Origin of the sequence: Salinicola sp. CR57, from assembly GCF_003206585.1 — a bacterium.
GTDB lineage: Bacteria > Pseudomonadota > Gammaproteobacteria > Pseudomonadales > Halomonadaceae > Salinicola > Salinicola lusitanus.
Genome location: NZ_PZJL01000006.1, coordinates 1 through 13,310, shown reverse-complemented (window position 1 = coordinate 13,310; position 13,310 = coordinate 1). Strand labels below are relative to the sequence as shown.

Below are 13,310 nucleotides of genomic sequence, written 5' to 3'. Positions count from 1 at the left end.
CTGTGACTCCGATTGGTGGTGGATTCAGCGATCGCTGGCGTCGGGGTAGAAACGCTCGCCGCTGGCGGCCATCTCCCTGAGCCGGGCCGTCGGCGCATACAGCGCACCCAGCTCGTCGGCGAGCCGTTCGGCCACCGCCACGAACTCGGCCACGCCCATCGCGTCGATGTAGCGCAGCGCGCCGCCGCGGAACGGCGGGAAGCCGATGCCGTAGATCAGTGCCATGTCCGCCTCGGCAGGCGAGCCGACGATACCATCCTCGAGACAGCGCACCGTCTCCATGCAGAGCGGCACCATCATCCGTGCGATGACCTCGTCGTCGGAGAGCTCACGCGTCTCCCGAACGACCTCGGCCACCAGCCGGTGCGCCTCGTCATCGTGAACTTTCTTCGGCTTGCCCTTCTTGTCTTCCTCGTAGGCGTAGAAGCCCTTGCCGTTCTTCTGGCCGAGGCGCTGGTTGTCGAGCATGATCTGGATCGCCGACTTGCCCTCGTGGGCCATGCGATCCGGGAAGCCCTCGGCCATCACTTCGCTGGCGTGAACGGCCGTGTCGATGCCGACGACATCGAGCAGGTAGGCGGGGCCCATCGGCCAGCCGAAGCGCTCCATGATCTTGTCGGCGCGTTCGAAGTCGACGCCGTGCTCGACCAGGCCGCTGAAGCCACCGAAGTAGGGAAACAGCACACGGTTGACCAGAAAGCCCGGGCAGTCGTTGACCACGATCGGCGTCTTGCCCATCTGGCGAGCGTAGGCGACCGTCGCGGCAACGGCGGTATCGGAGGTTCTGGCACCGCGGATGACCTCGACCAGCGGCATCCGGTGTACCGGATTGAAGAAGTGCATGCCGCAGAAATTTTCCGGCCGCTTGAGATCGGCTGCCAGTCGGTCGATGGAGATCGTCGAAGTATTCGACGCCAGGATGGTCTCCTCCGAGACGTTGGCTTCGACCTCGGCCAGTACCGCGGACTTGATCTTGGGGTTCTCGACCACCGCCTCGACCACCAGGTCGACGTGATCGAAATCGCCGTAGGAGAGCGTCGGGCGGATGTTGCTCAGTACCTCCGCCAGCTTGGTCTGGCTGAGCTTGCCGCGCTCGAGCTGTTTGGTCAGCAGCTTGCGAGCCTCCTTCAGACCCAGCTCGATCGCCTCCGGCTTGATGTCCTTCATCAGGATGGGCGTGCCCTTGTAGGCGCTCTGGTAGGCGATCCCGCCCCCCATGATGCCGGCGCCGAGCACGGCGGCCTGGGCCACTGTTACGGCACTCTTCTCGTACTGCTTGGCCTTCTTCTTGACCGCCTGATCGTTCATGAACAGGCCGACGAGGTTGTAGCAGACATCGGTCTTGGCAAGCTTTGCAAACGCTTGAGCCTCGATCGTCTGTGCTCGCTCGCGGCCCTCGCCCGCCCCTTTCTGGATGACCCGGATCGCCTCGATCGGTGCCGGATAATGCGGCCCCGCCTTGCCCGCGACGTAGCCCTTGGCGGTCTCGAACGCCATCATCTGCTCGACCGCATTGAGCTTGAGTGGCGACCCCTTCTCGGCACGACGAGCGCGGTAGTCGAAATCACCGGCATTGGCCTTGTCGAGAATGTCCCGGGCTGCAGCCATCAGCCTTTCCTGAGGCACGACATCGTCGACGGCGCCCACCTTGAAGGCCGTTTCGGCATCGTTCTGCGAGCCACCCGCGATCCACTCGATGGCATTGTCGGCACCGATCAGACGCGGCAGGCGAACGCAGCCTCCCCAACCCGGCACGATGCCCAGCTTGGTCTCGGGCAGCCCGATCTGCGCGGTTTCCGCCATGACCCGGAAATCGGTCGTCAGGCTAAGTTCGCACCCGCCACCCAACGCCAGCCCGTTGAGTGCGGTGACGGTGGGAAAAGGCAGGTCTTCGATGCGGTTGAACAGTGCGTGGATTCGCGTATTCATGTCGACCAGGAACGCCTCGTCCTTGGCGAACATGCCATGAAATTCGGTGATATCGGCACCGACGATGAACACCTCCTTGGCGCTGGCGACGATCAACCCCTTCAAGCCAGATTCGGCTTCCAGGGCGTCGACGGCCAGCGACAGCTCGCCAATGACCGAAGACGACAGCTTGTTGATCGCTTCATCCTTGAGGTCGAGCGTCAGAAGCGCTATACCGCCGTCCTGGACCTCGACCCGGATGGCATCGCCTTGATAGAGCATGGGAAACCTCCGTGCCATGACTGCGAAAATGTCCTTCGCCATCGACGACAGGACAAATCATACGACTGTTTGAATATCGAGAGCTTGAGGTGCGCGCCGGGGCTCGTCAAGCTCAACCAAAGTCTCGCTCCATCCTCTTCCCCCCCAAGTTGGCGCGGCCATTGCCGGGAGCGAGAAGCCCGTTTTCGGCGCCGTCGCGCAAAATCGATCCCCAACCGCTAGAATGTGTCGCCCGTCGGCGGTCCGGGGACTTCTTCTCCGGATCCTCACCCGACGGCCCCGTGAATCGATTCGAAGGAGCCTGGACCGTGGCCGTGAAAGAGACCGTGACGCCCTCGATACTGGCCCGGCTGGAACCGCTTGTCACTCGTTTACGCCGTTATCACTGGGCCTGGCCGCCCATCGCGTTCGTGCTGGGGCTGCTCGGCTTCTTCCTGGTCAATCGACAACAGTGGCTGGGGGGGCTGCTGGCACTGGGACTGGTGCTGACCTGGACCCTGTTGATCATCGAGAGCATTGCCAGCAAATGGCTATCGCGACGGGGGCGAAACGCGGCCCTGCCTCGCGCGGCGGCGACTTTCATCGCACAGATGGTGCACCAGGAAACCCTGTTCTTCTGCCTGCCGTTCTTTCTCGCCACCACCATCTGGACCAGCGGTCAGGCGGTGTTCACCGGGCTGCTGATCGTCTGTTCGATCCTCGCCATTCTCGATCCGTTGTACTTCGGACTCTCCAATCGACATCGATGGCTTTACTTCCTGCTCCACTCATTGTGCGTATTCGTGGTGATGCTGGTCACGCTGCCGATCATGCTGAGCCTGACCACCGGCGAGAGCCTGATACTGGCGATCCTGGCGATGATGTTCTTCAGTCTGCCCAGCGTCCTCGGGCTCATCAGACCCGGCGGCATCACTCGCTGGCTCGCCATGGCGGGATTGCTGATCATTCTGGGCGGCATCGCCTGGACCGGGCGCACCTGGATACCGCCGGCGACGCTGTGGCTATCCGGCAGCGCGCTCTCCCCCGGCTTCGATACGGCGGCCCGGACGCCCACCGGCAGCATGACGCTGACCCCCCAGGCGCTTCGCTCGCGAGGACTTTACGTCTATACGGCGATCCGGGCCCCGCGCGGGCTGCGCGAGAAGATCTATCACGTCTGGCGTCATGACGGTCAGGTCGTCGAGCGCATCGCACTGGTCATCCATGGCGGACGTGATCAGGGCTACCGGGCCTGGACCCACAAGCAGAATTTCTCCGGCGAACCGGAAGGACGCTGGCAGGTGGACGTCATCACGCAGACCGGACAGCGTATCGGCAGCGTGCGATTCACGGTGGCGGCGAACGACGGCGCGACGATCGCGGATGGCAGGATTCAGCGTCCGCCGGGTATCCCCGGGTGGAATATTCGCCATGTATTAGGGAATGACGGTAAACAGGACGACTAATCGCCAATCATTGTGGCTTGCATTATCCTGCGGTGCTTTGGAGAATGTTAGGACGTTCACGATTCAGGTAATCCGCTATGGCACAGCATATCGGCTTTAAATTGGCACGTTTGCCGCGACTCTGGCGCGCCGTCATCGATGAACGCCTGGCACCACTGGGCTTGACTCAGACACGCTGGGTGACACTCTGGAATCTGCGCAACATGGGTGGAGGCCAGGCCCAGTGCGATCTGGCGCGTGCCATCGGCGTGGAAGCCCCCTCGCTGGTGCGGACGCTGGACCAACTCGCGGAGCAGAACCTGATCGAGCGTCGTCCATGCGCCGAGGACCGCCGGACCAAGCGACTGCATCTGACCCACGAGGCGACACCGCTGCTGGAAGAGATCGAGAAGATCGTCAACGAAGTGCGCGACGAGATGCTTGGTGGCTTCACGTCGGACGAGATCGACCTCTTCGAAGGCATGCTGGACCGCATCGAGAAGAATGGTCTGGAGCTGCAACGCCAGTCCGAGCAGGCCAAGGCCAGTTGACGACTCGATAACGGCGCCGAGATGGCTCGCGCGCCGCTATATCGCGATGCCACCCGGGAGGGTGGCGCCATCCGTCATAGAGGCCTGGTGGGCACTTCGGCCTTCCTCCCGCTCCCGGCCAACCTGTCGCGCATGGCCAACCAGTTTGCCCAATCCTGCTGAAAACTCTCCAGACTCATCCCCTCCTGCCACCAGACGCACATCGTGTACTGACCGGATTCGACGATCAGCGCATCCTTCGGCAAGGCATCCAGCCACTGCTCGAGCGACCGCAGCCGTTCGGCGTCCAGTGGCGGCAACGGTGCCTGACGCCACCGCCACTGGGCGGTTGCCGCCTCCAGCGCGTCACTGGCAACGTCATTGCGTATCAGCGTGAAGTCACTACCCGACGCCGTGCCCGGGTAACGCAATCGATAGCCCGTCAGAGCGACGTTCGGCAGTGCCAGCGGTGCCTTGGTGAAGTTCAACTCTCCACCATTGGCCTTGACGTACCGACGTAGCTGCCCACGCAGTGTTTCGCCGCGGCTTGGCCGCAGCCACACCATTGGCGAAAGCATCAGCAGGATCGCGACCAACAGAAACCCCAGTACCGCCATAAATTCTCCTATTCTCTCGCGCTCGGCTTCTTGGTGATCGCTATAAGCCCGAACATCAAACGATACATCGTGCTCTCACGGTGACATCGTGTTGCACCACGCCAACGCATGTCTGATGATCGGCTGCGGCGCCTGACCGCAAGGCGTTGCCGAAAATAGCGTTGTGCCGTTCATGAGGCACGCTTACAGTTATCCATGTTCATTCGCCGGACGGGGGATTACCCGATGAGCAACGAATACCATCACGTGCTGGTTGCCGTGGATCTGACCAAGGATTCGCACAAGGTCCTGGAGCGAGCGATTCCCATCGCACGCCGCAACCAGGCCAAGCTCTCGATCATCCATACGCTGGAGCCTCTGGGGTTCGCCTATGGTGGCGACATCCCCATGGACCTGACGAGCATTCAGGACCAGCTCGACGAACATGCGACACAGCGTCTGGCCGACATCTCGGACCCTTACGACATCCCACGGGAGGATCAGCATATCGTGGTCGGGATGCCGGACACCGAGATCCAGCGCTTCGCCAAGGACCACGACGTGGACCTGATCGTCGTGGGTTCCCACGGCCGCCACGGCTTCGCCCTGCTGCTGGGATCGACGTCCACCGGCGTGCTGCACGGCGCCGAGTGCGACGTGCTGGCGGTCCGCGTCGGCAAGGATGGTGAAACCGAAGAGTAAGGCCGATGCCTTCGGCTCACCGCCCGNNGCGGTGAGCCGACGCTCTGCCAAACCGTCAGTCGCTGCCTTCCGCCATCGCTTCCAGCTCCATCCACCGCTCCATGGCCCGATCCAGCTCCGCCTGGGTCTCCGACAGCGCTTCGATGGCCTGACTCACTGTCTCGCTATCCTGCTGATAGAAGTCCGGCGCTCCCATCCTGGACTCGAAGTCGGCAATCCTTGCCTCCAGCGTCTCGATCGTGGCGGGCAACGTATCCAGCTCGCGCTGCAGCTTGTAGGAGAGCTTCTGGCGACGCTTGTCGCCGTCGGCCTTCTCCACCGACTGGTTCGGGGTAGCCTGGCGCTCGGCCAGTTTCTGCTGGGCCTTGCGGGCCTCGGCCAGCTCCCAGGGCGCCGGCGGAAGCCGGCCACCCTGGCGCACCCAATCGCTATAACCGCCCACGTAGCTGCGCACGACGCCGTCGCCCTCGAAAGCCAGTACGTCGGTGACGACATTGTCCATGAAGGCGCGGTCGTGGGAGACGAGCAGTAGCGTCCCCTCGAAATCGAGCAGCAACTCCTCCAGCAGCTCGAGCGTCTCCACATCGAGGTCGTTGGTCGGTTCGTCGAGGACCAGCACGTTGGCCGGTTGGGTGAAGAGCTTGGCCAGCAGCAGACGATTGGACTCTCCGCCGGACAACGCCTTGACCGGCTGCCTTGCGCGCTCGGGCGTGAACAGGAAATCCTGCAGGTAGCTGATGACGTGCTTGTCCTTGCCCGCGACCGTCACCTTGTCGCTGCCCTGGGCGACGTTGTCATAGACACTCTTGTTCGGCTCGAGCCCGGCCCGCAACTGGTCGAAATAGGCAACCGCAAGGTTGGTGCCCATTCTCACGCTGCCCTCGCTAGGTTCGAGCTCGCCCAGCAGGATCTTGAGCAGCGTCGTCTTGCCGGCGCCATTGCGACCGATCAGCCCGATACGGTCGCCGCGCTGAATTTCCAGCGAGAGATCGCGAATAATGCAGGCATCGGCGTAATACTGCGTCACATGCTGCAGCTCGACGACACGCTTGCCGCTACGCTCGCCGCTGTCCACCTGAAACGATGCCTTGCCTTGGCGTTCACGACGCTGGGAACGCTCGTTGCGCATCTTCTCGAGCGCTCGCACACGCCCCTCGTTACGGGTACGACGCGCCTTGATCCCTTGGCGAATCCAGGTCTCTTCCTGGGCCAGCTTCTTGTCGAACTCCGCCCGCTCGCGCGCCTCGACCTCCAGCTCGTGCGCCTTCTGGGCCTGATAGGTGGCGTAGTCACCGGGATAACGCCCCAGCCGGCCGCGATCGAGCTCCAGAATGGTGGTCGCCAGCTTCGACAGGAAGGCGCGGTCGTGGGTAATGAACAACACCGCCCCATCGAATGCCAGCAACTGCTCCTCGAGCCAGGTGATGGTATCGATGTCGAGATGGTTGGTCGGCTCGTCGAGCAACAGCAGGTCGGGCCCCGAGACCATCGCCCGTGCCAGCGCCACGCGGCGGCGCCAGCCACCCGAGAGACCGCTCATCATGGCGTCGGCAGGCAGGCCAAGACGTGTCAGGACGGTATCGATGCGCTGGTGAAAGGACCAGCCATCCTGCGCTTCCAGCCGTGTCTGCAACGTCTCCAGGCGTCGCATGTCCGGTTCGGCCATCGCTACCAGCCGATGATACTCGGCCAGCAGTTCCCCGGTTTCGGGCAGCCCCTGGGCGACGACTTCGAAGATCGTCGCCTCGTCGGCATCCGGCAGGGTCTGCTCGAGCACCCCGATCTTGAGCCCCGGGGCACGCCAGATATGGCCATCATCGGCCTGATTGTCGCCCGAGATCAGTTTCAGGAGGGTGGACTTGCCGGTACCGTTTCGACCCACCAGTGCCAGGCGCTCTCCTTTCTCGATCTCCAGGTCCGCGCCATCGAGAAGCGTATGGTGGCCGTAGGCCAGTTGCAGTTGTTCAAGGCGTAGCAGAGCCACGTGGAACCTCGCGATCGTGAGTCTTCGAAATGACGGAAGTGGGTAGCCCGGTGGCTATTCTGGCTGAACCTGTCGTCGGCCCGTATTGTACCTTGCCAGCCCGCGCTCGCCGAAATGGATTGGCGCACGCTTCGCCCTTGGCCCCGGGCGCTTTACAATGTGTGCCGATAATCTTCCCCTCGACTGAAAGGAGTGCCGCGTGAGCGACACGCCACAGCAGCAAACCGCCGGCGTCGAATCCCCTCTGCCGGAAGCGCTACGCATCACCTCGCCGTCACCGCTGGTCGATATCGGTGCCAACCTGACCCACGAGAGCTTCGAACAGGACCTCGAGGCGACGCTGGCGCGGGCGGCCCACGCCAATGTCACGACCCTGGTGATCACCGGTGCGGACCTCGACGGCGCCACCAGGGCGTCTCGGCTGGCGACCCGATTCCCCGGCCTTCATTCGACGGCCGGCCTGCACCCTCATCATGCCTCCGATTGGTGTCCCGAGCTGGAGCAAGCCATGCGCCATCTCCATCGCCACGAATCGGTCGTCGCCGTGGGAGAGTGCGGTCTCGATTTCCACCGCAACTTTTCCTCGCCGGCGGACCAGGAGCGCGCCCTGGAAGCGCAACTCGCACTGGCGGCGGAGTCGGGCCTGCCGGTCTTTCTTCACGAGCGCGACGCCGGCCGGCGCATGCTGGAGATCCTGAGTGACTGGCGAGACCGCCTCAGCGATGCCGTGGTCCACTGTTTCACCGGGGATAGAGAGACGCTCCACGGCTATCTCGACCTGGACCTGCACATCGGCCAGACCGGCTGGCTCAGCGACGAACGCCGTGGTCATCATCTCCGTGAGTTCGTTGCCGACATCCCCGCCGAGCGGCTGATGGTGGAGACCGACTGCCCCTATCTGCTGCCGCGCAATCTGCCGGCAAAGATAAAGGGGCGCCGCCACGAGCCGGCTCTGCTACCTTGGATAGTCAGAGAACTGGCTCACTGGCGCGGCGAGAGTGAAGCCGATTTGGCAGACCGAACCACGCTGACGGCCAAGCGCTTCTTTCGGCTGAACGAGGACGCTGGCAAATGACCGACTACCCGGGATTCATCGCCGTCGAGACCGGCGACGACAATTCGCTGCCATTGGCCATCGCCTGGGCGCTACCCAACGGTCAGATCAAGCACACCCTGATTCAGCCGGACGATGAATGGCTGAACGACGAACTGTTGTCCCTCGGTGGCTACGATCTGGACGAACTTCGACATCTTGGCATCAGCCCGCTGGACGTGCTCAGGGAGCTGGAGAACGACCATTTCAGCGAGACGCTCTACACGGCGGGCGTTCAGGACGATGAAGCCGCGCTGTCGCTGATGTTCGACGATTTCGGTGTCGATCCCTTCGTCGAGCTTGCCCCGGCGGCGAATCTTTACCCGGAGCTCGATGCGGGTGACTGGTCACGGGCTCGCAGCGAACTGTTCGGGGAGATGGGACTGGAGCCCCTGCGCCCGGAGCACGAAGTCCAGGTCATGCTCTATCTTCATCAGCGTCTGGTCCAACGCGACGCATAGCGCCTCCCGCCTCCAGCCGTCGCCGTCCCGCGGCGATGGCTGTCTGAAGTCCACCCTCCTCGCGGTAGCAGATGGCGAGCGCATCGATGAGTGCCTGCGCTCGCCGGGGGATCCCCTCGCTTCGGTATCGTGCCACCCTCGCCGCCACCTTCGCACTGAACGCCTCCCGGTCCACTTCGACCCCATCGAGATTGTCGACGCTGACCTCGAACGGCTTGCCACACGCGGCGCTGAGCAGTGACTCGAGTGCCTGGGGCGCGGTCTCGACACGCTCGAAGTCGGCCTGTCGCTCGGCATCCCGTCCGTCGGGCTCGTACCAGTAGCCGTAATCCTCGAGCTGTCGTCGTGCCTCACCGGCGATGCACCAGTGGCTGATTTCATGCAGTGCGCTGGCGAAAAAACCGTGGGCGAAGACGATCCGATGATATTCGTGACAGGCATCGGCCGGCAGATAGATGGGTTCGTCCTCGCCACGCATCAGTCGAGTATGGTGGCTATCGGCAAAGATGCCGTCGAACAGCGCGATCAGGTCTTCGATGTCATGTGTCATCAGGGCCTCCGGAACTGCGCCGGAGTATACGTAAGTTCACACCTGCCGCCGAGCGCTCCCCCGCGACTCCTGCTAGAATCGCCGCCCTGTCCGTTCGGTCAAGGAGCACCCCGTGTCGTCGACCGTCAGCCGTTTTCATCGCTGCCGCCGAGAAACCGGAAGCCTCGTGCGTCTGAGCCTGCCGATCTGCGGCGCGCAATTGGCTCAGGCAGGCATGAGTGCGTCGGATGTCATCATGTCGGGCCGAGCCAGCGCCATCGACCTGGCGGCGGTCTCCGTCGGCGCCAGCTTGTGGGTGCCGCTGATGCTGCTGATGACCGGAACCTTGATGGGGCTCACTCCCATCGTGGCCCATCGAATGGGTGCTGGAAGCCACGATCAGGTCCGTGGCAAGGTCCACCAGGCGCTCTGGGTGGCGCTGGTCCTGGGAGTTCTCAGCGCTCTGGCCATGACACTGGGCGCCAGCGTCATTTTTCGCCTGATGCAGATTCCCGCCGATGTCGCCAGTCTGGCTACCGCCTACCTGAATGCCGCGGCCTTTGGCATCCCTGCCATCGCGATATACCAGGCGCTGCGTGCCTTCTCCGACGGCATGCATCACACCCGGCCGGCGCTGTGGATCAGCCTCGTCGGTCTGGCGGTCAATATCCCCGGCAATTTTCTGTTGATCTATGGCGGCCCGGGGCTGGTCGGGCTATTCGGCAACGAGATCCCTCTTTTCCTGCAGCAGCTACCCGCATTGGGCGCATTCGGCTGTGGTATCGCGACCGCCATATCGATGTGGGCCATGTGCCTGGGAATGATCTGGTACACCACTCGCAGCCGTGCCTACGCCCCGGTGGTTCTATGGGCCTCCCCGACCCCGCCGCGTCGACAGGATATCGCGGAGCTTTTGTATATCGGCCTCCCGATCGGCCTGGCCATCTTCTTCGAGGTCACACTATTTACCGTGATCACGCTGCTGGTCGCCTACCTCGGCGAGATCACCGTGGCGGCGCACCAGATCGCCCTCAACGTCACGTCGATACTGTTCATGCTGCCGCTGTCATTGAGCATGGCCCTGACCGTCAGAGTCAGCAACCGACTCGGGGCGGGCGATGCCGCCGAGGCACGTTTCGTGGCCTGGAACGGTGTCGGCGTCGGCCTCGCATTGGCGGTGCTCAACAGCGCGCTGATCTGGCTGCTGGCGGCACCGGCCGTGTCGCTCTATACCAGCAACGCCGACGTACGCACCTTGGCCATGTCACTGATTCTGCTGGCCATGCTGTTTCAGATCTCGGATTCGCTCCAGGTCAACCTGGCTGGCGCTCTGCGTGGCTACAAGGACACCCGGGTGGTGATGGGCATCACCCTGTTCTCCTACTGGCTCGTCGGCCTGGGGTGCGGCCATCTGCTGGGGCGCGGCATGGAGGGTACGTTCGATGCGCTGGGGATCTATGGCTATTGGATCGGACTCAACGCGGGCTTGACGACAGCAGCGGGACTCCTTGCCTGGCGGTTACGGCGTGTCGGCAGCCGCCGATTGGCGAAAAGCTGAAATTATCGTCATTGAGTCTATCGCGGGGCTTAACATGCCCTTCATGGCTATGCTAATACTGGCGTCATGCCTCAAGCCGAGACATTGCCGACCAGGAGGGTAGCCATGGGTGTCCCACTTTCCCCTCGATCCGCGCAGATCATCGATCTGGAAACCATGAGGCATCGGCTGAGAGCCAGGAAGCGGTTGGTCCGGCTATCGCCCGAACTCGACGGCCTGGAGATGCTCTACTTCCTCGCCTCCGATCCGGATACGCTCTACGGCCTGCCGCTGCTGGCGTGGGGCCTGCGTGAGGACGACGAAGTCGTCGGCCTGGTGCCCTGGATGGAATCGCTGGCGCCTTGCCACGAGCTGGACGATCCCGAATATGGTCATTTCGTCGGCTATCGCGACCCCGAGACCCACGAGATATTCCACGATGCGCCCGAGCACAAGGTTGCCGAGCTGGAGCATGCGGCGGCCTATTTCGATTATGAGGAAACCCAGGACGTCTCGCTGACTCAGCAACTGCCGGAAACCCAGGGCACCCACGCACTGTGCATGGACGAAGATGGCAAGCCCTGGCAGCTCAAGCAGATCTTCGGGTGGCACCTCTACAGCAATGGGGCAGTCGATGCGATGCTGGCCGACGACACACGGGCCACGTCGCTTCCCGTTCTGCTGGGGGACGACTGCCTCTATCCCGGTCGAAGCCGCCACCGCACGCTCTACTTCTTCCAGCGCAATATCGCCAACCGCATCCGAAACGAAGACCCGGATACATTGGAAGCGCTGGCACTGATGGTGATGCCGGGAAACTGACTCGATCAGGGGGAAAGTGACTGACCGGACTGCCCTACCGCTATCTCATCCCAGTTGGATGCGATAGCGGTATTCGTCGCCATCCTGACTCTGGTCGACAAGCCGATGCCCCAAAAAACTGCAGAACTTGGGGATGTCGCGGGTCGTCGCAGGATCGGTGGCAAGCACTTCCAGAATGTCACCGGTTGCCATGTCACGCACCTTGTTGTGCATCAGCATGATCGGCTCCGGACAGTAGAGCCCCCGTGTATCCAGTATTTCCCCTTGCTGGAGCCTAGCGTCGTTCATGGTTGCCTCGCGCAAGCTATCGTCGTTCATCCATCCAGTCTCACATGGACGGTGACCTCTTCACGGTCATGATACAGGTGGCGACAGGCGATGCTAGCGCTCACGCCCGCCGCCTTCAACGCATTCTCGAGTCGTATCAGACAGCGCCGAACCTCCTCCCACCTTTTCTTCATCGGCAGCTTGAGGTTGAAGATCGCCTCGCGACACCAGCGCTTGATCAGCCAGCGTTCGACCATGTCGATCACTCGCATCGGCTTGTCGACGATATCGCATACCAGCCAGTCGAGCCGGTACGGCGGCTCCCAGACAAAGCCGTCTTCGCGCAGGTGCTCGACCTGCCCCGTCGCCATCAATCCTGGCGCCATGGGACCGTTGTCGATGGCATACACGAACATTCCGCGCCGCACCAATTGGTAGGTCCAGCCCCCCGGCGCTGCGCCCAGGTCCACGGCCTGCATGCCGTCGTGCAGACGCGCTTCCCAGGCCTCTTTCGGCACGAAGGTATGCCAGGCTTCCTCGAGTTTGAGCGTCGAGCGGCTCGGGGCATCGGCCGGATGGCGGAGACGCAGGATCCCGCCCGGATGATCACTCCGATTGCCCGGAAAGCTGATTCCCACCTGGATCGAATCGCCGGCCAGCCAGAACAGATGCAGCCTTCGTCCGCCGGCCTTGCGGCGCAGGCCCCCACCTCGCTTCAGCGCACTCTCCAGCGGCCGACTGAGTGACTTCGCCAAGCGCCCGAGCGCCTTGCCGTCGTTGGTATCCGGGGTCTCGTGCCAGATCGATTCGAAATTCCATCCGCTCTCCTTGACCAGATTCGCAATGGGGGAGATTCGGTCCTCGCGAGAGAGGGCGAGCGGCTCGAACGCGACGAGTGACTGTCGCGCGAACACCAGTGACCTCAGCGGCAGCTCGCGATGGATATCATTCGCGGGCTGAAAATCATGGCTTTGCCAGCGGATAAAACCGCTATTGGTCTCTGCCATGACCACCTGCCCGAACTCGCCGATTTCGGAAGCGCGCTGCGTGACCTCGGCCGCGAGATCCGGCTCGAAACCGGCTCGGCAATACAGCAGCCACTCATTGGGCACTCGATTCACAACCACCTCGCTCCTGATACTTGCTCGAAATCAATCCAGCATAAAAAAACCCCA

General features: G+C 62.8%; 13 protein-coding genes. 7 read left to right on the top strand and 6 right to left on the bottom strand.

The annotated features are described in order from the left end of the window. Positions 1-24: 24 nt before the first annotated feature. On the bottom strand, positions 25-2,190 hold the full coding sequence (gene fadB, locus DOM56_RS10130; RefSeq protein WP_110708668.1) for a fatty acid oxidation complex subunit alpha FadB: 2,166 nt from the start codon (positions 2,188-2,190) through the stop codon (positions 25-27). 308 nt (positions 2,191-2,498) lie between these two features. On the opposite strand from fadB, the gene DOM56_RS10125 reads away from it, so the two are divergent. Both DOM56_RS10125 and slyA read left to right on the top strand, forming a co-directional pair. After that, positions 2,499-3,635: a DUF5924 family protein gene (locus DOM56_RS10125; RefSeq protein ID WP_348627107.1), complete on the top strand. Its 1,137-nt coding sequence runs from the start codon at positions 2,499-2,501 to the stop codon at positions 3,633-3,635. 77 nt (positions 3,636-3,712) lie between these two features. After that, positions 3,713-4,165, top strand: coding sequence for a transcriptional regulator SlyA (slyA, locus tag DOM56_RS10120; RefSeq protein WP_110708667.1), 453 nt, complete (start codon positions 3,713-3,715; stop codon positions 4,163-4,165). Between the two features lie 74 nt (positions 4,166-4,239). On the opposite strand, the gene DOM56_RS10115 is transcribed toward slyA, so the two are convergent. Next, positions 4,240-4,761: a preprotein translocase subunit YajC gene (locus tag DOM56_RS10115; RefSeq protein WP_110708666.1), complete on the bottom strand. Its 522-nt coding sequence runs from the start codon at positions 4,759-4,761 to the stop codon at positions 4,240-4,242. Between the two features lie 225 nt (positions 4,762-4,986). Here DOM56_RS10115 and DOM56_RS10110 point away from each other — a divergent pair, with 225 nt between their 5' ends. Further along, entirely contained in the window at positions 4,987-5,442 is a 456-nt protein-coding gene (locus DOM56_RS10110) for a universal stress protein (RefSeq protein WP_110599056.1), read from the top strand. 55 nt (positions 5,443-5,497) lie between these two features. On the opposite strand, the gene DOM56_RS10105 is transcribed toward DOM56_RS10110, so the two are convergent. Further along, the gene (locus DOM56_RS10105) at positions 5,498-7,426 is read right to left on the bottom strand and encodes an ATP-binding cassette domain-containing protein (protein WP_110708665.1); all 1,929 of its coding nucleotides are present in this window, start codon (positions 7,424-7,426) and stop codon (positions 5,498-5,500) included. A gap of 199 nt (positions 7,427-7,625) precedes the next feature. Here DOM56_RS10105 and DOM56_RS10100 point away from each other — a divergent pair, with 199 nt between their 5' ends. Continuing rightward, entirely contained in the window at positions 7,626-8,501 is an 876-nt protein-coding gene (locus DOM56_RS10100) for a TatD family hydrolase (protein WP_110708664.1), read from the top strand. Then, positions 8,498-8,980, top strand: a complete 483-nt coding sequence (locus tag DOM56_RS10095; RefSeq protein ID WP_110599050.1) for a hypothetical protein — start codon at positions 8,498-8,500, stop codon at positions 8,978-8,980. The genes DOM56_RS10100 and DOM56_RS10095 overlap by 4 nt, the downstream gene beginning before the upstream one ends. Here the strand turns inward: DOM56_RS10095 and DOM56_RS10090 are convergent. Beyond that, positions 8,937-9,530, bottom strand: a complete 594-nt coding sequence (locus tag DOM56_RS10090; RefSeq protein WP_110708663.1) for an elongation factor P hydroxylase — start codon at positions 9,528-9,530, stop codon at positions 8,937-8,939. The genes DOM56_RS10095 and DOM56_RS10090 overlap by 44 nt on opposite strands. A gap of 112 nt (positions 9,531-9,642) precedes the next feature. On the opposite strand from DOM56_RS10090, the gene DOM56_RS10085 reads away from it, so the two are divergent. Continuing rightward, positions 9,643-11,067: an MATE family efflux transporter gene (locus tag DOM56_RS10085; protein WP_232822248.1), complete on the top strand. Its 1,425-nt coding sequence runs from the start codon at positions 9,643-9,645 to the stop codon at positions 11,065-11,067. Between the two features lie 105 nt (positions 11,068-11,172). Further along, positions 11,173-11,868 carry a hypothetical protein gene (locus DOM56_RS10080; protein ID WP_110599046.1) on the top strand — a complete coding sequence of 232 codons (696 nt, stop codon included), beginning with the start codon at positions 11,173-11,175 and terminating at the stop codon, positions 11,866-11,868. A 45-nt stretch (positions 11,869-11,913) separates the two neighbouring features. Here the strand turns inward: DOM56_RS10080 and tusA are convergent, their stop codons facing one another. Further along, on the bottom strand, positions 11,914-12,156 hold the full coding sequence (tusA, locus tag DOM56_RS10075) for a sulfurtransferase TusA (RefSeq protein ID WP_110600366.1): 243 nt from the start codon (positions 12,154-12,156) through the stop codon (positions 11,914-11,916). 26 nt (positions 12,157-12,182) lie between these two features. Further along, entirely contained in the window at positions 12,183-13,262 is a 1,080-nt protein-coding gene (gene rlmM, locus DOM56_RS10070) for a 23S rRNA (cytidine(2498)-2'-O)-methyltransferase RlmM (RefSeq protein ID WP_198655748.1), read from the bottom strand. Positions 13,263-13,310 lie beyond the last annotated feature (48 nt).

What these genes read in the sequence shown, in the direction of transcription:
- slyA (WP_110708667.1), top strand. Translation starts at nt 3,713, where the DNA reads ATGGCACAGCATATCGGCTTTAAATTGGCACGTTTGCCGCGACTCTGG.
- DOM56_RS10115 (WP_110708666.1), bottom strand. Translation starts at nt 4,761, where the DNA reads ATGGCGGTACTGGGGTTTCTGTTGGTCGCGATCCTGCTGATGCTTTCG.
- tusA (WP_110600366.1), bottom strand. Translation starts at nt 12,156, where the DNA reads ATGAACGACGCTAGGCTCCAGCAAGGGGAAATACTGGATACACGGGGG.
- DOM56_RS10110 (WP_110599056.1), top strand. Translation starts at nt 4,987, where the DNA reads ATGAGCAACGAATACCATCACGTGCTGGTTGCCGTGGATCTGACCAAG.
- DOM56_RS10080 (WP_110599046.1), top strand. Translation starts at nt 11,173, where the DNA reads ATGGGTGTCCCACTTTCCCCTCGATCCGCGCAGATCATCGATCTGGAA.
- DOM56_RS10095 (WP_110599050.1), top strand. Translation starts at nt 8,498, where the DNA reads ATGACCGACTACCCGGGATTCATCGCCGTCGAGACCGGCGACGACAAT.
- fadB (WP_110708668.1), bottom strand. Translation starts at nt 2,190, where the DNA reads ATGCTCTATCAAGGCGATGCCATCCGGGTCGAGGTCCAGGACGGCGGT.
- DOM56_RS10090 (WP_110708663.1), bottom strand. Translation starts at nt 9,530, where the DNA reads ATGACACATGACATCGAAGACCTGATCGCGCTGTTCGACGGCATCTTT.